This is a genomic window from Thermobaculum sp. T2p, from assembly GCF_059335935.1.
In genome coordinates, this window is record NZ_JANZYQ010000010.1 from 160,022 (window position 1) to 182,149 (window position 22,128).

Annotated in this window: 19 protein-coding genes; 11 read left to right on the top strand and 8 right to left on the bottom strand. The window is 47.2% G+C overall.

Annotated features, from left to right (window positions below):
- The first annotated feature begins 5 nt into the window (after positions 1-5).
- The 9 genes from sucD to N2245_RS06010 all read left to right on the top strand — a co-directional run bounded on the left by sucD (position 6) and on the right by N2245_RS06010 (position 10,579).
- The gene (gene sucD, locus N2245_RS05970) at positions 6-878 is read left to right on the top strand and encodes a succinate--CoA ligase subunit alpha (RefSeq protein ID WP_494535814.1); all 873 of its coding nucleotides are present in this window, start codon (positions 6-8) and stop codon (positions 876-878) included.
- A 71-nt stretch (positions 879-949) separates the two neighbouring features.
- Positions 950-1,648 carry a ribulose-phosphate 3-epimerase gene (gene rpe, locus N2245_RS05975; RefSeq protein WP_012874244.1) on the top strand — a complete coding sequence of 233 codons (699 nt, stop codon included), beginning with the start codon at positions 950-952 and terminating at the stop codon, positions 1,646-1,648.
- An 80-nt stretch (positions 1,649-1,728) separates the two neighbouring features.
- On the top strand, positions 1,729-2,988 hold the full coding sequence (gene hemA / locus N2245_RS05980; protein WP_494535815.1) for a glutamyl-tRNA reductase: 1,260 nt from the start codon (positions 1,729-1,731) through the stop codon (positions 2,986-2,988).
- Positions 2,969-4,261, top strand: coding sequence for a glutamate-1-semialdehyde 2,1-aminomutase (gene hemL / locus N2245_RS05985; RefSeq protein WP_494535816.1), 1,293 nt, complete (start codon positions 2,969-2,971; stop codon positions 4,259-4,261). Before hemA ends, hemL begins: the two co-directional genes overlap by 20 nt.
- 76 nt (positions 4,262-4,337) lie before the next feature.
- Positions 4,338-5,363, top strand: a complete 1,026-nt coding sequence (locus N2245_RS05990; protein ID WP_494535817.1) for a cation diffusion facilitator family transporter — start codon at positions 4,338-4,340, stop codon at positions 5,361-5,363.
- A 164-nt stretch (positions 5,364-5,527) separates the two neighbouring features.
- Positions 5,528-7,342 carry an ABC transporter ATP-binding protein gene (locus tag N2245_RS05995; RefSeq protein ID WP_494535818.1) on the top strand — a complete coding sequence of 605 codons (1,815 nt, stop codon included), beginning with the start codon at positions 5,528-5,530 and terminating at the stop codon, positions 7,340-7,342.
- Positions 7,339-9,141, top strand: a complete 1,803-nt coding sequence (locus N2245_RS06000; RefSeq protein ID WP_494535819.1) for an ABC transporter ATP-binding protein — start codon at positions 7,339-7,341, stop codon at positions 9,139-9,141. The genes N2245_RS05995 and N2245_RS06000 overlap by 4 nt, the downstream gene beginning before the upstream one ends.
- Positions 9,142-9,164: 23 nt before the next feature.
- Positions 9,165-9,968, top strand: a complete 804-nt coding sequence (locus N2245_RS06005; protein WP_494535820.1) for a Mut7-C RNAse domain-containing protein — start codon at positions 9,165-9,167, stop codon at positions 9,966-9,968.
- 44 nt (positions 9,969-10,012) lie between these two features.
- Positions 10,013-10,579: a cupredoxin domain-containing protein gene (locus N2245_RS06010; protein WP_494535821.1), complete on the top strand. Its 567-nt coding sequence runs from the start codon at positions 10,013-10,015 to the stop codon at positions 10,577-10,579.
- Here N2245_RS06010 and N2245_RS06015 read toward each other — a convergent pair.
- The 8 genes from N2245_RS06015 to N2245_RS06050 all read right to left on the bottom strand — a co-directional run bounded on the left by N2245_RS06015 (position 10,576) and on the right by N2245_RS06050 (position 19,874).
- Positions 10,576-10,821, bottom strand: a complete 246-nt coding sequence (locus tag N2245_RS06015; protein WP_012874236.1) for a hypothetical protein — start codon at positions 10,819-10,821, stop codon at positions 10,576-10,578. The two genes, N2245_RS06010 and N2245_RS06015, sit on opposite strands and share 4 nt — an antisense overlap.
- Positions 10,822-10,897: 76 nt before the next feature.
- Positions 10,898-11,656, bottom strand: coding sequence for an ABC transporter ATP-binding protein (locus N2245_RS06020; protein WP_494535822.1), 759 nt, complete (start codon positions 11,654-11,656; stop codon positions 10,898-10,900).
- Complete coding sequence (locus tag N2245_RS06025; RefSeq protein WP_494535823.1) at positions 11,653-12,657, bottom strand: ABC transporter ATP-binding protein; 1,005 nt, start codon at positions 12,655-12,657, stop codon at positions 11,653-11,655. Before N2245_RS06025 ends, N2245_RS06020 begins: the two co-directional genes overlap by 4 nt.
- A complete protein-coding gene (locus N2245_RS06030) occupies positions 12,654-15,545 on the bottom strand; it encodes an ABC transporter permease (RefSeq protein ID WP_494535824.1) in 2,892 nt (963 codons plus the stop codon). The genes N2245_RS06025 and N2245_RS06030 overlap by 4 nt, the downstream gene beginning before the upstream one ends.
- Before the next feature lie 27 nt (positions 15,546-15,572).
- Positions 15,573-16,718, bottom strand: a complete 1,146-nt coding sequence (locus tag N2245_RS06035) for an efflux RND transporter periplasmic adaptor subunit (RefSeq protein WP_494535825.1) — start codon at positions 16,716-16,718, stop codon at positions 15,573-15,575.
- A 252-nt stretch (positions 16,719-16,970) separates the two neighbouring features.
- Entirely contained in the window at positions 16,971-18,008 is a 1,038-nt protein-coding gene (locus N2245_RS06040) for a Gfo/Idh/MocA family protein (RefSeq protein ID WP_494535826.1), read from the bottom strand.
- Between the two features lie 5 nt (positions 18,009-18,013).
- On the bottom strand, positions 18,014-18,850 hold the full coding sequence (locus tag N2245_RS06045; RefSeq protein WP_494535827.1) for a sugar phosphate isomerase/epimerase family protein: 837 nt from the start codon (positions 18,848-18,850) through the stop codon (positions 18,014-18,016).
- Positions 18,851-18,905: 55 nt separating this feature from the next.
- Entirely contained in the window at positions 18,906-19,874 is a 969-nt protein-coding gene (locus N2245_RS06050; RefSeq protein ID WP_494535828.1) for an aldo/keto reductase, read from the bottom strand.
- A 98-nt stretch (positions 19,875-19,972) separates the two neighbouring features.
- Between N2245_RS06050 and N2245_RS06055 the strand changes: the two genes are divergently transcribed.
- Positions 19,973-21,136, top strand: a complete 1,164-nt coding sequence (locus N2245_RS06055; RefSeq protein ID WP_494535829.1) for an extracellular solute-binding protein — start codon at positions 19,973-19,975, stop codon at positions 21,134-21,136.
- A 2-nt stretch (positions 21,137-21,138) separates the two neighbouring features.
- On the top strand, positions 21,139-22,113 hold the full coding sequence (locus tag N2245_RS06060) for a C-terminal binding protein (protein ID WP_494535830.1): 975 nt from the start codon (positions 21,139-21,141) through the stop codon (positions 22,111-22,113).
- Positions 22,114-22,128: the final 15 nt, after the last annotated feature.

A 22,128-nucleotide genomic window follows, 5' to 3' on the forward strand; every position in this document is an offset into this window, starting at 1 on the left:
GTGGCGTGAGCATACTGGTGGACAAGAATACGAGGCTTCTTGTACAGGGGATAACCGGTAGGGAGGGCTCCTTTCATACTCAGCAGATGGTTGAGTATGGAACTAACGTGGTGGCTGGCGTGACACCAGGAGCAGCAGGGAGAGAGGTTTGTGGTGTTCCTGTCTATAACACCGTTAGAGAAGCTGTGGAGGCCACGGGCGCTAATACCTCTATAGTCTACGTTCCTGCACCTTTTGCCCCTGATGCGGTGTACGAGGCTGCTTCGGCTGGAATATCCCTCATAGTTTGCATAACTGAGCATATACCGGCTGTTGATGAGATAAAGATGTACCATTATGTCAGAGAGAAGGGTAGTAGATTGATAGGCCCTAATTGTCCAGGGTTGACTACCCCAAATGAGGCTAAGGTAGGGATAATTCCAGGCAATATACACAAGCGTGGACCAGTAGGTATAGTATCCCGCTCTGGCACACTAACTTACGAAGCGGTGGCTGCGCTTACCGCGGCTGGTATAGGACAGAGTACGGTCGTGGGCATAGGTGGGGACCCTATTGTGGGCACGAGCTTTCGTGAAGTGCTAGAGATGTTTGAAGATGATCCTGAGACGCACGCTGTGGTACTCATTGGGGAGATCGGTGGGAATGCTGAAGAGGAAGCCGCAGAATATATAAGGCAAATGACTAAGCCCGTGGTTGCCTTTATAGCTGGACGTACCGCACCTCCCGGACGCAGAATGGGACACGCGGGAGCGATCATAAGTGGTGGCAGTGGTACAGCAGAGAGCAAGATCCGAGCTCTTGAAGGTGCCAACGCTCATATAGCTGAAACACCGTCGCAGATAGCGGAGCTTGTTGAGGTTGCCCTAGCTGGCGCCTAATTTCACGTTTCACGTGAAACCTTTCGCTAAGATATAGAGAGTAATTTGTTGTAAGGAGTAGACTTCAGAGTATGTTTCACGTGAAACAGGGAAAGCTCAAGATAGCCCCTTCTATACTTTCGGCCGATTTTACGAGGCTTGGAGAGCAGGTACAGGAAGCTGAAGCGGCAGGTGCTGATTACATCCACTACGATGTTATGGATGGTCATTTCGTGCCAAATATATCTATGGGTCCGTACATAGCCGAGGCAGTAAAGCGCAGCACGTCTCTGCCTTTGGATGTGCACCTTATGATAGAAGATCCCGATAGATACATCCCTGATTTCGTCAGTGCGGGGGCGGACATCATCACTGTTCATTATGAAGCGGTCGTACACCTTCATAGGACGGTCATGAGGATCAGGGATTTGGGTGCTAAAGCAGGCGTAGCTATTAACCCTTCGACACCTCCATTTATGCTTGACGAGATCTTGCCTTTCGTAAATCTAATACTTGTTATGAGCGTCAATCCAGGCTTTGGCGGGCAACATTTCATCCCGACCTCTTTGCAGAAGCTAAAGAGGCTCCGTATGATGATCGACGATAGGCGCTATGATATAGAACTTGAGGTTGACGGTGGTATAGATCCGAATACAGCTGAGCCGGTGGCTGCATCCGGTGCCAGAGTGCTGGTAGCTGGATCTGCTATATTTGGGCAAGGTTCTATAGAGGAGAATATACGCGCTATCAGGGAATCTGCCGAGCGTGGTTTAGCCAGGCAAGCCTTTTAGTTAGATTCAATATCCTCTCAAGGTATAATTGCTAGGATAGATTTATGTTTCCTTAGTGACTGCTGGTCAGTAATACGAAGTTGAGCGGTATATTTCTAATAGGAATCAACCATACTACGGCTAATGCAGATATCAGGGAGAGGCTATATTTGTCTGATCCTGATATCGCGACTCTACTTACCAAGCTCAATCAAAGGTTTGAAGAGGCTGTGGTCCTCTCGACCTGCAACAGATTAGAGATATACATCAGTGATTCGTCTCCTGACCATAAATACGTAGCTTCCTGCATAGCCTCCTTGGTAAAGGCTCCTGAGGAGCAAATAACATCTCATTCATACATGAAAGCTGATCGCGACGCCGTCTACCACCTTATGTCCGTAGCTGCTGGCCTTGATTCAGTAGTGCTGGGGGAGTCCCAGATATTAGGGCAAGTCAGACAGGCTTGGGAAAAGGCAGCTTCACTGGATACCACTGGCCCTGTACTGAACACTCTGTTTAGATACGCCTTGCAGGCAGGCAAAGATGTAAGAACGAAAGTGCCCATAGGAAGGGGAGCTACATCGGTTGCGCACGCTGCGGTGGAGCTGACCAGGTCTCGCTTTGACAGCTTGCAGGATCTGTGTGTAGTGGTGCTTGGCGCCGGAGAGATGGGAAGGTTAGCTGCTAGAAACCTTAGATCGGCCGGTGTCAAGAAGATAACTATCATCAATAGAACCTACGAAAGAGCTAAATTCTTAGCTGAAGATATAGGCGGGGAAGCTATACCGATAGAAGACATGGATCTTGCTCTAGCTTCTGCTGATGTACTGATTACCTGCTCCCTTTCCCCCAAACCTATAGTACTTACCACCCATCTGGAGCAGGCAATCAACCACAAACAAGGTCAACAAATGTTAGTAATAGATATTGCTATGCCTAGAAATGTAGACCCCCAAGTGCGTAGCCTGCCTTCTATTAGCTTGTATGATATGGATGATATACAGGAGATATGTAATAGAAACAGGCATGCCAGGAAGATGGCAGCACGTCTGGCGCATGAGGAGCTGCAGTATTGGGTTGAAGAGTTCTTCAAGTGGCAGCACGAGAGGCTAGTTGTTCCTCTAATCCGGGATGTGCGTGGCAAGGCAGAGCAGATCCGTAAAGATAGGCTAGAGAAAACCTTCGGAATGCTAAAGAACCTTACTGATGAACAAAGATACGTAATAGACGCGATGAGCAAGTCCATCGTCAATGCAATACTTCACGATCCCACAATATGGATAAAGCAGGTAGAGGACGAGGATTTAAGGAGGCTCTTCGCAGATATGTGGGGGGTAAACCATGAAAATCCTGGCAAATAACTCCTCCAAATTGTTCCAACGTGCTCAGAAGGTGATGCCCGGTGGAGTCAGCAGTCCGGTCAGGGCTTTTAAAGCTGTGGGAGGGGATCCTGTATTTATAGACAGGGCGTACGGCTCTCGTTTATTTGATGTAGATGGCAAGGAATATATAGATTTCGTTGGATCCTGGGGGCCTATGATCCTTGGTCACGCCCACCCTGAGGTATCGAAGCTTATTCACGAAGCTGTGGATAAAGGTACGAGTTTTGGAGCACCTAATCAATATGAGCTGCAGCTTGCTGAGATGGTTACTAGTCTTGTCCCGAGCGTAGACGTAGTAAGATTCGTCAATTCTGGAACCGAAGCTACTATGAGCGCGGTACGCTTGGCAAGAGCTGTAACCTCACGAGATCTAGTAGTAAAGTTTGATGGTTGCTATCATGGACATGCAGATTTCTTTCTCGTTGCAGCTGGCTCAGGCGCCACGACTCTAGGGCAACCAGATAGCCTTGGAGTGCCCAATCAGATAGCTTCCCTCACAGTCTCTTTGCCTTACAACGACATCGACCATGTCACTACCTTTTTCCAAGAAAGAGGCCATGAGATAGCCGCGGTTATAGTGGAACCCGTTGCAGGTAATATGGGAGTCGTGCTGCCTGATCAGGATTTCCTTGCGAAATTGCGCGAGCTGACATCTAAATACGGCGCACTCCTTATATTTGACGAAGTTATCACTGGTTTCAGGCTATCGCTAGGTGGAGCACAGCAGTTATTTGATATAAAACCCGACATAACAACTCTGGGGAAGATAATAGGTGGAGGGCTCCCAGTGGGTGCCTACGGTGGGACTGCGGAGATCATGAACATGTTAGCCCCTAATGGTCCTGTTTATCAGGCCGGTACTTTATCTGGCAACCCTGTAGCAATGGCGGCAGGTTATAAGACCATTCATATACTACAGCAGGATGAAGGTGTGTATGAACGCCTAGACTATATGGGATCATATCTAGAAAAAGGGCTCCAAGAAGCTGCGAAGGAGGCTGGTGTAGGGGTTACTATCAACAGAGCGGGCTCCATGCTAACTGTTTTCTTCTCCGCCTATCCAGTCTCTAACTATCAAGACGCCAAGCGAAGCGATACCACTATGTTTGCTAAGTTTCATTCAAATATGCTGGCGCAAGGCATCTATCTACCGCCTAGCCAATTTGAGGCTTGGTTCTTATCTACTGCTCATACTCGCGAAGATCTAGATAGAACTATAGAAGCAGCCTACACAGCTCTCAGGAAGATATAAATCCCTTGGCACAATTTTTGTATTATCTGATCCTATCTAGGGGTATATACTTCCTGTAAGCTGTTGGAGTATAGATATGAGCACCAAGGGTGGAGATCACTCCCACGAGTACTCAGGTCTCTTTCATAGGCTAGCAGAATTGCTGCATCTGCATACCCACGGAGATGAGTCTGAAAACTTCGACATTGAAGTGATATCCTCCCAAGAAGGTATAAAAGCTCTAAAAATCTCACTACTAGTTCTTCTGCTAACCTCTGTACTACAGCTGGCTATTTATCTACCATCTGGGAGCGTTGCCCTACTATCGGATACTATACATAACTTCTCTGACGCTCTAACATCTCTTCCACTGTGGCTAGCTTTATCTCTTAGTCGGCGCCCGTCCAACAGAAGCTATACCTATGGCTATAGTAGGATCGAGGATGTAGCTGGGGTATTTATAGTGCTTATTATTGCTGCAAGTGCGCTTATGGCAGCTTACGAAAGCATACTCAAGCTCTTCCATCCGCATGAAGTAAGATATCCATTGCTAGTAGCTCTCGCCGCGCTCGTCGGCTTCTGTGGGAACGAATTAGCAGCTTGGATCAGAATCAGTGCTGGTAAGAAGCTAGGTTCGGAGGCACTGATAGCTGATGGCAAACATGCGCAAGCGGATGGCCTTACATCATTTGCTGTGCTTCTCGGATCTTTGGGAGTGATATTGGGTTTTCCTCTGCTTGATCCCATAGTAGGCTTGCTTATTACGTTCTTCATAATCTTCATACTGAGAGATGTAGGTTTCAAGATGTGGTGGAGACTTATGGATGCCGTAGATCCTTCGATTTTGGATGCTATAGAGCGCTTGGTAGGGAGCGTCGAAGGTGTACAGGATGTTCACGATATACGAGTAAGGTGGCTTGGGCATAATTTACAGGCTGAGATGCATGTTACCGTTGACGAAGATCTCCCAACTTACGCTAGTCATAAGATACTTGAAGATGTTAGACATAAATTATTCCACGATATCCCCAGACTCGAGGTTGTAAACGTGCATGCTGATCCCTGTGGCCATAGTGGTATTGACCACCATGAGCACACCTCTCACCATGTAATCAATAGATAAAAAGTATAAGTTCCAACATATTTACCCTTGTGGGTTGTCATCTATGTTAGAATGTTTGTAGACCCCGAATAATTTGGAAATAAACAATAATTTTTGGAAAAATTTGCAGCGAGAAACTGGCGTTCGGGGTGCTCTCTTCTTTCTCGTTGTAGTGAGCAGGAGAGATGAGAGGATCAAGCATAACCTTTCTGTGGCCTTATATAGCACGCCGTCGTCATTGGATCATAGGATGTCTCTTCCTAGCAGCTGTGGGAGGAACAGCCAGCGCATTTAGCCCTTTTGTCTTAGGGCATGCGGTGGATGAGCTCAAGAAGGGCGTTAGGCTGGACGTTATCATCTTTTACGCAATTGGCTTGCTCGCACTATCTGTGACAGTTGCTGTCTTCAGATACCTCTTGCGTATGCTCACAGGTAATATGGCAGCTACAGTTACCTATGAGCTGGGTCAGGAGTTCTTTCAGAAACTACTAGTTTTGGACCAAAAGAACTATGCTTTCTTTGGGCGTGGCGATCTATTATCCAGGGGAACCATGGATTTCATCTACATATGGAGGTTCTTTAGTGCAGGCTTCCAGATGATGCTCCATTCCCTGGTGTTGTTGTTTGTAGGCGTGGTCTTGATGGCTAGCTCCAGCCTACCATTAGCTGCCCTGGTGTTCATATCTCTAGCGCTTATAATGATGGTTCAAATATTTAATGGCCCCTTCCTGGAGAGATCTTTTGACAGGGTACAGCACGATGTTGGAAGGTTGTCGGCGTTCGTGCAGGAACACTTGGGGGCTGTAAGAATGTTCAAGGCTTATTCTCAGCTGAGGGAAGTAGTCGAAGCTTTCGAGGATGTAAACAGAGCTTATGCTAGAAGCTACACCATGTTCGCACTTAGAAGCGGGCTTTTCAGCCCGCTGCCTGGCCTGGTAGTGCGACTGAGTGCAGCGGTGGTCCTAGGAGTAGGAGGCTTTATGGTAATAAGAAACCTCCTAACTCTAGGAGAGCTCGTGCAGTTTGTGGTGTACCTAAACCTTCTCAGCAATGCTGCTATCCAGATGAGCTCTGCTTACGAACGCCTACAGCAGGGTGCTGCAGCAACCGCAAGGGTTGCTGAGGTGCTCAGGCATGAGCCGCACATAAAAGATTTGCCAGAGGCCACAGAAGTCGACATAAAAGGCGGCGTTGCTATGAGGGATGTTGGTGTACGAGCAGGTGGTAGATGGGTGCTGAAGGATGTGAATTTTGAGGTCCCAGCTGGTAGTACAGTTGGTATAGTCGGACCTACTGGCTCTGGCAAGTCAACTTTGCTTTCTCTGATAGCACGAGTGCAGGATCCAGATTCTGGGTGTGTGCTTATAGATGATAGAGATGTTCGGACGATCAAGCTAGACTCCTTGCGAAGAGCTATAACTCTTGTACCCCAGCAGACGTTTTTGTTTGAGATGACCATCCGAGAGAATATAACCATTGGACTTGAGAAGGTCTCGGAAGAGGATTTGGAATACGCAGTTAACACTTCTAGATTAGTCAACGACATGCCTCAGTTTCCTAATGGTCTAGATACCATGGTAAGCGAAGGTGGCAGTAGCCTTTCGGGTGGCCAAAGACAGAGAACATCTATAGCTAGAGCTTTAGTTAGAAAGCCTAAGATATTGCTCTTGGACGACGCTTTTGCAAGTGTAGATGCGCATACTGCTACTCAAATAATACAAGGTCTAACACGAAAGGATCTTACGAACGGTTATAGACGTACTACGTTTATAGTCACTCAAAACCTCCTGGCTGTAAGACATGCCGATGTGATCTTGGTGTTGGATAACGGCAGGATAGTAGAACAGGGTACGCACGAGGATCTGGTGGAGTTGGGTGGGCTCTACGCTAACATGTATGCCAATCAACATAGAGAGAGAAGTAACAGATTGGATGACGCTGTTTCCGGTGCGGATGTACAGATAGAAGATGCCAAGAGAGAGGTAAAGACCGCTAGATGAGCAGCAAGACTTATGTGCAGGAAAGAGAAAGGGTAAGTGTACGCCAGTTATCACAGGATACTGCTCTGCTATGGCTGATCATAACCACTATGGCTCCTTACTGGCGGCTTATATTAGTTGCTCTGCTTATGCTTGGTGGAGTAGCAGTACTTGCAGCTGTTCCTCCTTACCTACTTCAATTGGTAATAGATGGCCCAATAAGAACTGGAGATACAAGCGACCTTTTGCCTCTGGCTATACTATATGCCATCACAGTTCTGGTGAGCTTTGGCTTCCAGTTTGGGCAAACATATTTATTGCAGAGCAGTGGCCAGAAGGCTTTGGCTGATCTCAGAAAGCGAATGTTGGACCATATGCTCAAGCAGAATATGGATTTCTTCAACAGGCACAGTGTTGGAGAGCTAGTACAGCGGATTACTGGTGATGTTGATGCTCTCAACTCCCTGCTCTCAACTAGTGTCGTGATGATTCTTATAGATAGTGTTACTTTGGTCACTGTGGTAGTGGCCATGTTCTTGGTGAATTGGCGGTTAGCGCTACTCGCATTGGCAATATTACCTTTCTTAGCAGTAATCACGGTCTTCTTCAGGCGACGTATAAGACGCACATCGGATGTTGAGCGCAGCCTAAACTCTATGGTCAGCGGATACCTGAACGAGCAGATTCAGGGAATGTTGCTCGTTCAGCTGTTTCGCAACGAGAAGAGAAGCATGGAGGGCTATCAGGACCTCAATGCTAGGTACAGGAGAGCTTTGCTCTGGCAGCGTAAGGAGAGCGCTCAGTTTCTATCAGTCCAGGAAATAATAACTGCTGTGGCCTTAGCATCGTTGCTCTACTGGGGTGGTAAGGGTGTGCTAGCAGGCTGGGCATCGCTGGGTGTTCTCGTGGCATTCGTACAGTACACGGAGCGCGCGTTCCAACCTGTCCTGAGACTATCGGAGCAATACAACAACGTACAGATAGCCCTAGCTGCGGCTGAAAGGGTAGCTAGACTCCTGTCCGTTGAGCCCTCGATTAAGGATCCTCAAAAGCCTGTGCCTCTAGGTGAGGTAAGAGGAGAAATAGAATTCAGGGATGTCTATTTTGGCTATAACCCAAAGGAGCCTGTACTTAAGGGCATAAACCTCCATATCAAGCCTGGACAGAGTGTAGCAGTTGTGGGTCCAACTGGTGCTGGCAAGAGCTCATTGGTTTCCCTACTCGCAAGATTCTATGATCCCCAGAAGGGACAGATCCTGCTAGATGGCAAAGATATAAGGACACTCAAACTTGATGAACTTAGGCATGCCATCACGGTTGTGCCTCAAGATCCTATATGTATAGCAGGCACGATTACAGATAATATACGGCTATATGATTCTTCGATATCCTTTGAGGAGGTTCGAAGAGCTGCGGAACAAGCTAATGCTGCAGAGTTTATAGAACAGCTTCCTGAGAAGTACGATACCCTGGTCGAGCCAGGTGGAGAGAATCTTTCTATAGGTCAAAGGCAGCTTCTGTCACTTGCTAGGGCTATAGCACTCAGCCCTAAGGGCGTTTTAGTACTAGACGAGGCTACCTCGAGCATAGATACTGCTACCGAAGCACTAATCCAAGATGCTTTGCAGAGAATTCTCAAGAATCGAACAAGTATTATCATAGCTCATAGGCTCACGACGATCAGGAACGCTGATAGAATAATAGTACTTGAGAGAGGTCGAATAGTTGAGGATGGTACTCATGAAGAGTTGCTGGCACGGGGTGGTCACTATGCAAATCTCTATAACCATCATGTGCGTATCCTAATGGGGGTGGCTTAGCAGCTGCCTAATCAGATGCTCTAATGAGCAACTTTCCTGATGCGCTAGATAACAATAATCCTTGTCAAGTTACTCTTAGATTCTACGCGGAGCTAAACGATTTTCTCCCTGCTGACAAGAGACAACAAGAATGGCTGATAGATCTCAACAGGAGGACTTCGATCAAAGACCTTGTAGAGTCTTTAGGTGTACCCCATACTGAAGTTGACATGCTGGTTGCTAATGGAGACATCATAGATTTTTCCTACATCCCAAGATGTGGTGACAGGATAAGTGTATATCCGGAATTCAGATCTTTATCTTTGGAGTACCATCTCAAGCCTGACCCGGATCCAAATCCAAAATTTGTTCTAGATGCTCACCTGGGCAAATTGGCTGGTTATCTTAGAATGCTAGGGTTCGATACTATCTATGACCCTGACTCTTCAGATCTGGATCTGGCTTTTGCCTCAAAGGCTGATGGCAGAATACTTCTTACAAGGGATATCGGGCTCTTGAAAAGAAAAATAGTTTTCAGAGGTTATTATGTAAGGGAAACCGAACCAAAGAGGCAGATCGTAGAGGTGATAAAGCAGTTCAAGCTGCTTGATAAGATCAATCCTTTCGGTAGGTGTGCGCACTGTAATGATCTACTGATAGACGTCCCTAAGCACAAGATCATACATCTTCTGCTGCCAAAGACCGTACTTTACTACGACGAATTCAGGAGATGCCGTGGTTGCGGGAAGATCTATTGGAAGGGAAGTCATCATGAGGCTATCCTAAGACTGATTGAATCTATCCAAGAAGAAGTGAGCTTAGAACCAAAAAGACTTCAGACCTCGTAGTAAATATTGGAAATAGTATAGAAGTAGATACGAGGTCCGATTTCATGAAGAAGAGACTACTAAAGATAGCGCTCTTGTCGTTAGCTCTTATTAGCTGTGGAGCATCTAGTGAGGCTACCCCTACCTTGCCTATATCTCAAGGATTACCTTCGATTGTCCCTACTACTATTTCCATGCCTACGCCTATTCCCACAGAGGAACACATAGCTAGCCCAACTCCTGTGCCATCAATTAGCCCAAGTACTGCTCCAACTGTCACGGAGACATCTCCGAGTCCAGTCACCAGCACGCCTCCATCGGGTAGTGAGTACTCCCTTACTGTTACTGCGAAGGGACTTGCATTTGATGTGAAGACTATAACTGTGCAACCTGGACAATTGGTTGTTATTAAGTTCAAAAACGAAGATTCCGTTCCTCACAACATGGCTTTTTACACGGACAAAACTGCTAAGGAAAAAATATTTGTGGGAAAGATAATCAATGGCCCTAGCAGCACGACATATCGATTTAAGGCTCCAAGCAAACCTGGGAACTACTTCTTCAGGTGCGATGTTCACCCTCAGATAATGACGGGCACATTTATCGTACAGGCCAAAGAGCCGGGTTATTAGGGAAGAATCTCCTCTTCTCCGGATTCTTCTTCGAACTCTATTGTTATGACCTGAGCTATGTTAGACCACGGAATGAAGATCTGGCCTCCATCTTCGCCCTCGACTCCATCCAGTAGGAGCCCTATCTCGTTGTGGTCAACTACGTAGCCTTGGACTATCAGATCGTCCTCATCTTCTGCAAGAGGATTATGGATCTGGAGGACTTCAACGCTCATGCCGTGACTAAAAAACTCTTGTGTCACTGTATGGTCTCCTATGAGTTCTATGTTGTCCTGGCCGTGAATAGGCAATAGTAATAATAACCTATCGATGGGGTACTCACATAGTCTTTATGAGGGTATCTATTATCTGTCCGTCTTGCATTCTATAGAGTACATCAGCATACTCTTCTACTGCTGGGTCGTGAGTTGCCATCACTAACGTTACTTTCGATTCGTCCACAACCTTTCTGAGGAGGTTTAGGACCATCTGCCCAGTCTTACTGTCCAATTCTCCCGTTGGCTCATCAGCAATCAGTATCTTGGGCCTCGTGACTAAGGCCCTAGCTATAGCAACTCTTTGCTGCTGGCCTCCGGACATCTCATATGGCCTGTGCTCAGCCCACTTGGCTAGCCCTACTAGAGATAGGGCTTCCATCACTCGCTGCTTACGCTCTCTAAGACTATACTTGCCGGCTATCCTAAGGGGAAGTTCTACATTCTCAGCAGCGGATAGTATCGGTATAAGCGCAAATGACTGAAATACAAAACCAAATTGGCTACGCCTCAACTTAGTTAGCTCGCCTTCGGAGAGGTTGCTAAGGGATTTTCCTGATATAAATACCTCTCCAGTGGTAGGTCTATCTAGCCCTCCTATGATGTTGAGCAAAGTTGTTTTTCCTGAGCCCGAACGTCCCATTAGAGCCACAAATTGTCCTTCAGACACAGTCAAATTTACTCCCCTGAGAGCTTGCACCTCTTCGCTGCCTACCTTATATTTCCGAACTACGTCTACAACCTGTATGACATGCTGTCTAAACCCATCCTTGTCCACTAACCAGCTATCAGGGCGTATCTGGGAACTCGATTCGGGCCTCATTTCTGTTCACTCTCTCCTTTACTTCCCAGCGGAAGGAATTTCCTTATACGTGATGCTAAGTTCTGCTTCTTAGGTGGTGGTTCATCCTCATCTACCAGAGGCTGAACCTTAGTAACCTCTTCTCCTGGCACGGGCCGGATAACTATACCGTCTGGTAGAGTCTCAAGTATCACTCTTCTTCCGATACGATATAGCTCTCTATACTCCTCCGGTACTTGCAATCTCCCTGCGGGGTCTAAGACGGTGTACTCTATGAAATGGTGCTGTTCTTCCTTAGCCTCATCCTCTTTCTCTGTTTCGACTACTTGTCTTAGAGTCTCGGTACTGGTTTTGCCATCTCTTATTGCTACAGTACGAGATACATGGCGTGAGATCTGAGGGTCGTGTGATACTATTACGACCGTTGTCCCATACATTTCATTCAATTTATGGAAGATATCAAATATGGTCTTGGCTGTAGCCGAGTCCAGTTCTCCTGTGGGCTCGTCGGCCAATAGCAGTTGGGGTTTGTTGGCTAGAGCAACCGCTATCGCTACCCTTTGCTGTTCTCCTCCGGACAGCTGTGCCAGCTTATGCTTCTTGCGATTTCCAAGTCCCACTACCTCGAGGAGTTCGTTAGCCCAGGACTTTCTCTCCGCTGGCTTGATGCCTGCCATCAGCATGGGCAACTCCACGTTTTGTTCTGCGTTCAAATAAGGCACTAAGTTTCTAGCCACCTGCTGCCATACGAATCCTACCACATGTCTTCTATAGTGATTTAGCTGTCTATCGCTAAGCTTCAGCAGCTCCTGCCCAGCTACTACTACCCGACCAGCGGTAGGTCTGTCGAGTCCGCCAATAACATTCATAAGGGAGGTCTTCCCTGAACCAGAGGGTCCGACAAGTGCCATGACCTCGCCTCGCTCGACAGTTAGATCTAATCCTTGTAGGGCTAGGACCTCAACCTGTGCTAGCTTATAGATCTTGACCAAGTTTTCGCATATTATAATTGGCTCACTCATACTGATTCCCCTAGCTTCACTGCCTGGAAGATCTTCATTCTAAGTAGCAGCATCGCCAGTATGACCAATGCTAGGCCAAGCAGCACGGCAAATATAAGATAGATAAGCATTAGCCTGTCCCAAGCTATAAGCACCAGAAACGGCGGAGTTTGTGGATGTTCCCCAGTACTTACCTGTAAGAACGGTATGAACATATCACTGACAAGCACTCCCAGGACAGTTCCTATAACTACACTAAGTCCTATGATAATGAGCTGCTCACAAGCTAGCATCGCGGCCATCTGACCAGTCGATAGCCCTATAGCTCTGAGGGTACCCAACTCTACAAACCTTCTCCTGAAGGAGACTATCGAGTAGAAAAGAAAGCCAAGCCCTGTAAGTATTGCTGAGGCAAGGAATCCCACCGATAACAATCCGTACAAACCCTGACGTTCCGGCCTCCCTTGATCTGATTCTATCTCAGGCTGAGCCACATCCGTTACTATGCTTCGGAACCCAAGTTTGGTTGTGGATAGCTCGATCTGTTCTTTGGTAGTACCCGGCTTTACCTTCAACCATACTTCGTAAGGAAATTCTCCTCCTTCTCTTTGAAATATGTAGTCAATGTTTCCTACAAAGAAGGGCCCATCCTCAGGATAAAGCGTTGGGAAGTAATTTAGCTCACCCACTATGGTAAATGGGACTGGCTTAGACTCGTCTACATCCCAAAGGTTAAGTGTGATCTTAGATCCTATGCTTAGTCCTTGCTCTCGCATGAAGTCTCGGCTGACCAATAATCCGTCCTCGAACGTGCCCAAAGCATTCATTAGATATCCCAGAGGATAAGTGGCATAGTCATCTCTCCAATAGGCAATCTTGGGGAATTCCATTCTATCTATACCTAGTAATGTGCCACGCTGACGTGAGTTGCCAACGACTGCCTCCGTATCGCTTCTGGTTACCCTCATGGCATTCTCGACCCCAGGTACTTTCAGATACTCGGTCACTGGCAGAAATAGCCATTTGGGAGTGCTTTCGTCTTGCTGTTCAGCCTGTTGTTGTGATGAGCCGCTCCCAGGTCCTGCTGTAGATGGTTCAGTGCTCTGCCCCAGATCTGCCAATCTCATATCGGCGCCTATATCGTAGTAGACGCGATCGTAAGTATGTCGATCTAGGGTCTTAGCCATAGAGGCGGTGAAAGTAGCTAGGCTAAGAGTCAGAACTATAAGCATGACAGGTCCGGAATACGCCCTAGGGGTGCGTGTCAGGTACCTAAGGGCCATAACACTGGAGATACCCTTTAACCTTCCGATAAGCTGGGCGATGAACCCCAACACAATCGGTAGAATACGCATGCTAAGGAGGCCTAATGCTAGAAGCCAGAGCACGGGAGTGAGTATAAGTAATGGATTCTTGAATGGATCGTCAGAAGGTAGTCCTTCTCCTAGGAAGGAGATGGTGCCCCTCTGCTTGAGCTGTTGATAGCCATACCAGGCGGGTATGAGCAACAGAATATCTAAATATATTTTCTGCCAAAACGGGGCTCCAAGTGACCTAGCGCGCTCTCTCTTGTACGAGATTATAGTATGGCCCGCTGCACCTACTGCAGGAACCACGCTGGCTATTAGTGTCAATACCATGACCCAAGTACCAGCCCTTATGCTCTCTGGGGATAGCTCCACAGGGAAATCATACCTAGGTATGAAGTCGAGAAAAGATCTGGTCCATCCCATTGCCAGTGCTGTGTACTGCCCAAGGCCAATTCCAAGAACTAGTGCCAGTATTCCAAGCCCTAAGCTTTCCAACAAGAAAATACCTAATATGCCCGACCTCGATATACCCCTACTACGTAGTACTGCGATCTCATTTTGCTGTCTCTGTACCGCCATACTGGTGATCATTATGATGAAATAGGCTATAAGCCCAAGTATCGGTATGCTGAATACTATTAGACTTAAAGTAAGGAACCTTACTTGCGTATGTTGCTCAGTAAGAGCATCTTCCGGGGATACCCTAAGTTCAACTGCGGGCAGAAGGGTCGCAGCGTGACGCTCTACCCCTTGCATACGGCCAATTAACTCCTGGGCATGTCTACTACGAACTGAGGTTCCATCTAGTACGTAGTACCACAATGCCATGTATATACCATCGTTTGGATGGGTGCGAAGTATCCTCTGTGAGAAGGTTTGCTCTGGGACCATGAGCACGTCCTGCAGTGACTGAGGACGAATAAACCAATATGAGTCAGAAGGGTCTATAGGCTCCCAGATACCAGATATCTTTATGGGCAGCCTAAGCAAATTATCCCCAACACCTTTTTCCATTACTATGTAGTTCTCGCCAACATGCAGGCCTAGCTTATCAGCCAAACCTTCATGTACTAGAACCTCTACTGGGCTATTGCTATCGTTACTTGCAATCTTGGGCCATCTTCCCTCTACGATCCTAACTTTCTTTTCCAGGCCGCTGGCAAAGCCCACGCTTACCCACTCAAGTTGCTCTTCGCCCTTTTCCTCTTTATAGGCTGTACCTTCAGGGGCAAGTAGGCGTATCTTATCGGTGGTAACGTATCTTACATAAACCAGCGGTGGCAAGCCCAAATCTCGGGCTCCATACTTAGTAAAGTACTCATCGGCGCTTCTAAATCCAGATAGTGGCACTCTTTGCTCGTTTGAAGCTACAGCCATGAACATGTAGGAGAACGGGGGTCTTAGGTTACCTTCCTGTTCTTCCAGAAGCTCTGTGCGCAGGATTCTGTAACCTACCGCATCAGCATATAGAGGGATGCTTACCACTAAGGTGATGGCAACTACGAAACCTGCAAGCAGAGCAAGCACAAGCCCGAGATAACTTTTTTGTCTCAGGAAGGCTATCTTGACGATACCTAGTAAGTTAAGCAGCCAGTACACAGACACCCCTCTCCTCTTGGGTTAGCTCTACTGTCCCACCACTTTTTGGCCTTCCTTCAGACCACTTGTTATCTCAACTTTATCCTGGCTTTGTATACCTAGCTCCACATCTACTCTCCGTTGACGGTCTCCTTCTTGCACTACCACAAACTGCCTACCTTGGAATGTCCTAATAGCCTGTGGAGGAAGCCACAGTACGTTGCGTTTCTGCTGTAATATGACGGTGATATTTGCTATGTCGCCGATATCTACGTCTAGTCCATCTGGGTCGTAGCTTATACGTATTGCTCCACCACTGCCCTGATCACCTGTGGGTAGCATTCTGATTTCACCACTTACTACTTTGTCAGAATAGCGTAGAAACCTTATCTGTACCTTCTGGTGGGGACTAAGCTGAGAGAGCTCAGCGCTAGTAGTGTTGTCTACTCGTATCTCCTTCTCCCCAGGGTCCATTATGGTCATGACTGACTGAAATGGCTGCACGGGATCTCCTGGCTTTATATTCACGATCTCGACAACACCGTTGAAGGGAGCATAGATCCTTCCGGCATCTATTTGGTCTTTTATCCTTTCGTAGTTTAACCTGGCCTGAGCTACCTGCTTTTGAAGCTCCTCGTTGGTAGCTTTCTTTATCTGATCTAGCTTGATTTGTGCTCTCTTTACGGCTATCTCAGCAAGTTTTCTGTCTAGCTCATTTGTAGCTGCGTCCAGCTTAAGTTGTGCCTCTTGTAGGTCTAGCTCGGCCAGAGCTACGTCCGTCTGGTGTTGATTTTGATACTGTTGTAGTGCTAGGTTTGCTTGATCCAACTCAAGCTGTGCTTGCTCCAGTTGCTTTACAAGGTCCGACTGGTCTAGCTCCGCAAGTAGCTGTCCCTTACGTACTTTGTCTCCTACTTCAACGTTGACTTTCAGTACGTTGCCCGACTTCGTAAACTGTAGATCCTTCTCGTTTACTGCTGAGACCCTGCCAGTAAGCCTAAGAAGCTCGACTATATCTCCTCGCTTGACGGTGTAGATTGGTTTCTCGACCTCTGGCTGTGGAGGTAGCGGGGTCGGAGTAGGTGGTACTTGCGCGACTCCCGGAACACTACATCCAGATAAAACGAAACAGAATATTGAGAACGCTGTAAGATAAATAGCTACTCTCAGGCTCTTTCCTGCTCCCTTGAACATAGCTCCCCTTTCATCTTCTAATAGTCCCAGGCATCAAGCTGTAGCTGATTTTGGCCGTTATTTTATCATCTAACATAAATTTTGTATATCTTATCTGCTAATTATGGCAAACCTTACGAGATGCGACACAATCGTGGGGATATTATAAATCGATTTATGATAAACTTTAATAGTTTGATAGAGGCGAATCTTGCTATATGCCCAAGATGGCTGGGAGATAAATGTCAAATCTCCCAGCCATCCTAAGAAGTTCTAACTCTCTACGTTTTTGAGATCTACAACAGTTCCCTGTTGAGCAGATAGGTATGCAGCCCTAAGGATAGCTAGATTATGCCTTGCCTTGGCTAGGTTTGTGGGAGCATCAACGCCTCGTGCCCATGCTTCGAAGATATCTTGAAGTACTCCTAGGAAGCCCTCTTGGAAGTTATCGTCATCATAGCTTAGAGGAAGCCATTGCCCTATCTTGTTTTCATATATCTCGACAAATGGTGCTTCGATCTTGAATCTTATACTGCCAAGCTTTCCATGTACTTCATGGACAAATGCTCCACCTCCATTGACCGCCCAGGCCACTTCAACTATGGTAGTAGCCCCGTTCTCATGTGTGAGCACCACTACAGCAAGATCGTCCACATCTTGCTCTCGTACATAACGCCCAACTCTTGCGTAGACCTTTATTACCGGGCTCTGAGCTTCTGCTTCTGCCACGTACATGTTATGGTAGCCATTGTCCAGGAGGACGCCACCACCACCTCTTGTGGACTGCGTTCTCCAGTCGGGGTTAGAAGGGTCCTTGCCCTTGTAGTGACTGCCAGCAAGGCCCTCGCTCCTCACAAGAAAAACCTCTCCTACACGGCCTTCCTGAATTGCCCTCAGCGCATACCTCATGGGGCGACTGTAGGTGTAATTATGGATAATTGCCAACTTTACGTTATGTTCCTTTATGACTGCTCCTATGCGATCAACCTCTTCCAGCGTAGCAGCCAAGGGTTTCTCAGATATCACATTCACACCAAATTTAGCTGCATCTGTGATAGCCGGTTCATGGAGGTGATGCGGGAGGGCTATAAGTACCGCATCCAGATTTGGCGTGTTCTCCAATAAATCTTTCCAAGATTCGTACTGCCCGCCTACTTTATAGTTGAGGGTGCGTTCTATGGTTGTTCGTCTCTCCGGGCTAGGATCCGCCAGAGCTATCACTTCAGCAATATGCCTCATCTTACTTAGTGCTGGTGCGTGTCCCTCCTCTACGATCCTGCCACAACCTACTATGCCTATCTTGAAGCTCATATCGATCACCTATACCTTATAGATATTCCGAGTTTATCTTGCACGAAGTCTCTACACTGCTTCAGACTCTGGTAGGGAGTACTGGTCGACTGGTCGATCTCTACAGTGAGCCATCCGTCGTATCCTACGTCCTGCAGCGCCTGCATTATGGGGACAAAATCGATCTTCCCAAGCCCTAGCTCACAAAATATAGGCAAGGCCTCTGTCCCAGAGAAAGCTGTGAATACGCTCGGGTCAGGATTCTCTGGTGTCAGGTCCTTAAGATGCATGTATCTCATCCTGCTCCCGTATCTTCTTATGATCTCTGCAGCATTCATACCCGCGGCTGTCAGGTGAGCTGTGTCAGGACAGAAGAAGACGTATCTATCGTCTGTCATCTCCATTACGGCATCGAGCTCATCTTCGTCCTGAAGCTCAGTGCCTAAATGAGGGTGCACACATGCAAGCACCCCTAAGTCGTACGTTCTCTTGGCAGCTTCGTTAATTGTCTTTGCCATTTGCTTCAGTCCTTCAGGGCTAGTCTTGCCTTCCCTAGGGCCTCCCGGGCCAAACACAATACGGTCGACTCCCAGCTTTGAGAGAAACTGAGCTACTCGAGTGTTATACGCAATAACATCTTCTTCTTTGGATGGATCGCTGAATCTGCCTCCCCCATATAGGGCAGAGAGCTCCAGGTCGTATGATGCTAACAGCTCCCTGAATTCCTCGACCCTATTTTCATATTCCAGCGCCTGGTGTGTGAAGGTCTCGCATGCTTGAAACCCCAACTCTGAGGCCTCCTTCATGCCCTTTAGCAGGTCATTGCCCCAAGTGATGAGATGGCAGGATATCCGATTGTTCATCATATTCCACCTTTCTCGATATTTGATTTACAAATTTTAGGTACCCTGTATGAGATTACTTCCATCTATTTGCCTCAGGATCCTCCGTATCATACTCCAGAGATTCAAGTTCTTCCCAGACCTCTGCAGGCACATGAGTGTTTACCAGATCTATAGTTTGCCTGATTCTTTCGGGCTTGCTCATGCCAACGATGGTAGATGTTATTCTTGGATCTCTTAGGGAGAAGTGAAGAGCCACAGCAGCTATTGGTACGTCATACCTCTTACAAACTTCATCTATAACTCTTACTCTATTCAATATCTTGTCAGTGGCTTCCTGGTAGGCGTATCTAGGATAGGCATCTGGCCCTTTGGCAAGTATACCGCTGCCATAGGGAGCGGCGTTTACAACTGCCAACCCCTTCTTATAGGCAAGGTCTATCAATGGTTCAGCACTTCTGTTGATCAAAGTATATCTGTTGTGAGTTATTACAGCTTCAAACACATCTAGTTCTACGTAACGTATCATCATGTCGATAGGTCCGCCAGCTATACCTATATGTTCAATGACGCCTTGATCTTTATAAGCTACTAGGGTATCAACAGCTCCGCCTTTTGACGTTATGTATTCGAACGTAGAGTGCTCAGGATCGTGCAGGTATACGAGCTGGAGTCTGTCCAGTCCCAATAAGTTTAGGCTTCTCTCTATAGATTTCTTGATCTGCTCTCCACTAAAGTCTCCTGTCTGTAGGTTACGATCTGCCTTGGTTGCCAGTACGTAGTTTGGTGGAAGTCCACCCATCTCTTTTATAACGATTCCTATACGTCGTTCGCTCTCACCGTCTCCATAGGCTGCAGCCGTATCCATGAAATTTATTGGGCTTTTGAATGCTTCTCTAATGGTTTGTAGGGCTATTTCTTCTTCTACAGAATAGGCAAAAGTCTCCGGCATGTTGCCTAGCTCAGCACATCCTACGCATATTGGTGTAACCTGTAATCCTGTGCTACCCAACGGCCTTAGGGGGAGTGTCTGCTGATTCTCCAACGCATTGCCTCCGTTTTAGAATTTGACCAGAAACCGGACAATCAATAAGATAATCCAATTAGCGGGAATATATCTAGAGATAAGTTAGGGAGGGGAAAATGCAGACCTTGAGAGCCTTGTTTGTGGGTGGGCCCATGTATGATCCTCTTTACACACGCCTTAAGGAGTTCGAAGAGGCTCACAACATCAAAGTAGAGGTAGTAGCCACCCTTATCCATCCAGAGCTTAACAGGACGATCGCTAAGGAGTTCAGTGAGGGTACTGCAGATTATGATCTGATATCTACCCACACTAAATACGCTCCAAGTCAGATGCAGTGGCTTACTCCAGTGGATGATGTATGGTCTATAGATGAACTCTCTAAGTTCAACCCAATGACCCTCGAGTTAGCACGAATTAATGGGGAGCTTTATGGCATACCCAGAAATCTTGATGTCAAGTTACTACACTACAGATCGGACATAATAAGTACCCCTCCTAGAACATGGGAAGAGTTGTACGAGCTTGCAGTAGCGCTTAGAAAGGATGATTTCTATGGCTTTGTCTTCCCTGGGAAGGAATCTGGGTTGTTCGGCCACTTTTTCGAGTTGACTGCGATGGCTGGAGGTAATCTTTTCCCTAATCCTGAACTACCAGAACCGGACGCTGCTACTGATGCTTCCAAATGGGCGATCACTTTGCTGAAGAATCTTTACACACGAGCTGCTCCACCACAAACTCCAGACTGGCATTACGACGAAGTAGCCCAGTGCTTTCGAGAGGGACGAGCGGCGATGAGTACCGACTGGCCTGGTGGCTTTTATACTTACGAAGATCCCAAACTGAGCAAGATAGTAGGCAAGTATGACCTATCCATGTATCCTCAAGGCGTAGCTGGACGCAAGGTGTATTCTAGCAGCCATACCTTTGCCATACCTATTACAGTAAAGGATAGAGCAGCTGCCGTCGAGCTCTTGCGTTTTCTAACATCTCGAGAGTCGCAGGCTTTTGAGGCTAGATTTGGGACTTTGCCTGCGAGGCAGGATTCTCTTGAAGATGCTGAGAGTGAATGCGAACCCGGTACCTTACAAAGCAGGAGATGGTCATTATTAGAAGAAACTAGCAAATTTGCTTTGTTACCGCCTAAACACAAGAACTATCCATTTGTTGAAGACGTTATCTGGCAGAATATCAGACAGGCGCTTATTGGGAGTATAGATGTAGACCAAGCTCTTGAAAACATAAACAAAGAGGGATCAGCTGCGGCCAGAGGAAAGTCTTGAGGATGTCTGGCTATAAGGTTCTTATAACAGATGCAGAATATCCAGACCTATCGGACGAACAGCGCTTGCTGGAAGAAGCAGGGTGCCAGGTATCCATTGCTCAGTGCAGATCACCGGAGGAAGTCATTCTAGCTGCTGGAGATGCTTTTGCGCTAATGGTACAGTACGCTCCGATAACTTCTGATGTCATCCACGCCCTACCTAATTTGAAGCTAATAAGCAGGGCAGGGGTAGGAGTGGATAGTGTTGATCTGGATGCAGCTAGGGAAAAAGGTGTGTGGGTGGCCAATGTACCTGATTATGGTGTGCACGAGGTGGCGTCGCATGCGGCAGCAATGATTTTGTCCCTGCTACGGCATGTATGCTTCCTGGATAGGAAGGTTAGGGAAGGGGTATGGCACTACCTTTCGACCGGGGAGGTTCACAGAATAAGCGGTCTAACTTTGGGTGTCGTCGGCCTGGGCAGAATAGGTAGAACTCTGGCTAACATGATGGTGCATGTTTTTGGAAGAGTCATAGGTTATGATCCATATCTGCCTGCCAGCGCTTGGCCAGAGAGCGTTGATAGAGTGGAGCTAAGAGATCTATTCATGAAGAGTAACGTGGTATCTCTACACCTACCGCTAACGGAAGAAACGAGCAACATTGTCAACAGAGAGCTTTTTGCCGTGATGCCTGTTGGAAGCTACCTCGTAAATACTGCTCGCGGTGGGCTGGTGAATATGGAGGATCTAATATACTTTCTGGATAATGGTCATTTGGCAGGTGCAGCTCTAGATGTGCTACCTAAGGAGCCTCCTGTAGCTGGAGATCCCGTTATCCATCACCCAAAGGTCATAATCACTCCTCACGTGGCTTGGTACTCTGAGGAGTCTGAGAAGGAACTAAGAAATAAATGGGCCATGAATGTAGTAGCCTTTCTGAAGTATGGCAGACCTTTATACCCAGTAGTGATGCCAGCGGAAAGATCAAGCTAAATATAGGAGATTAAT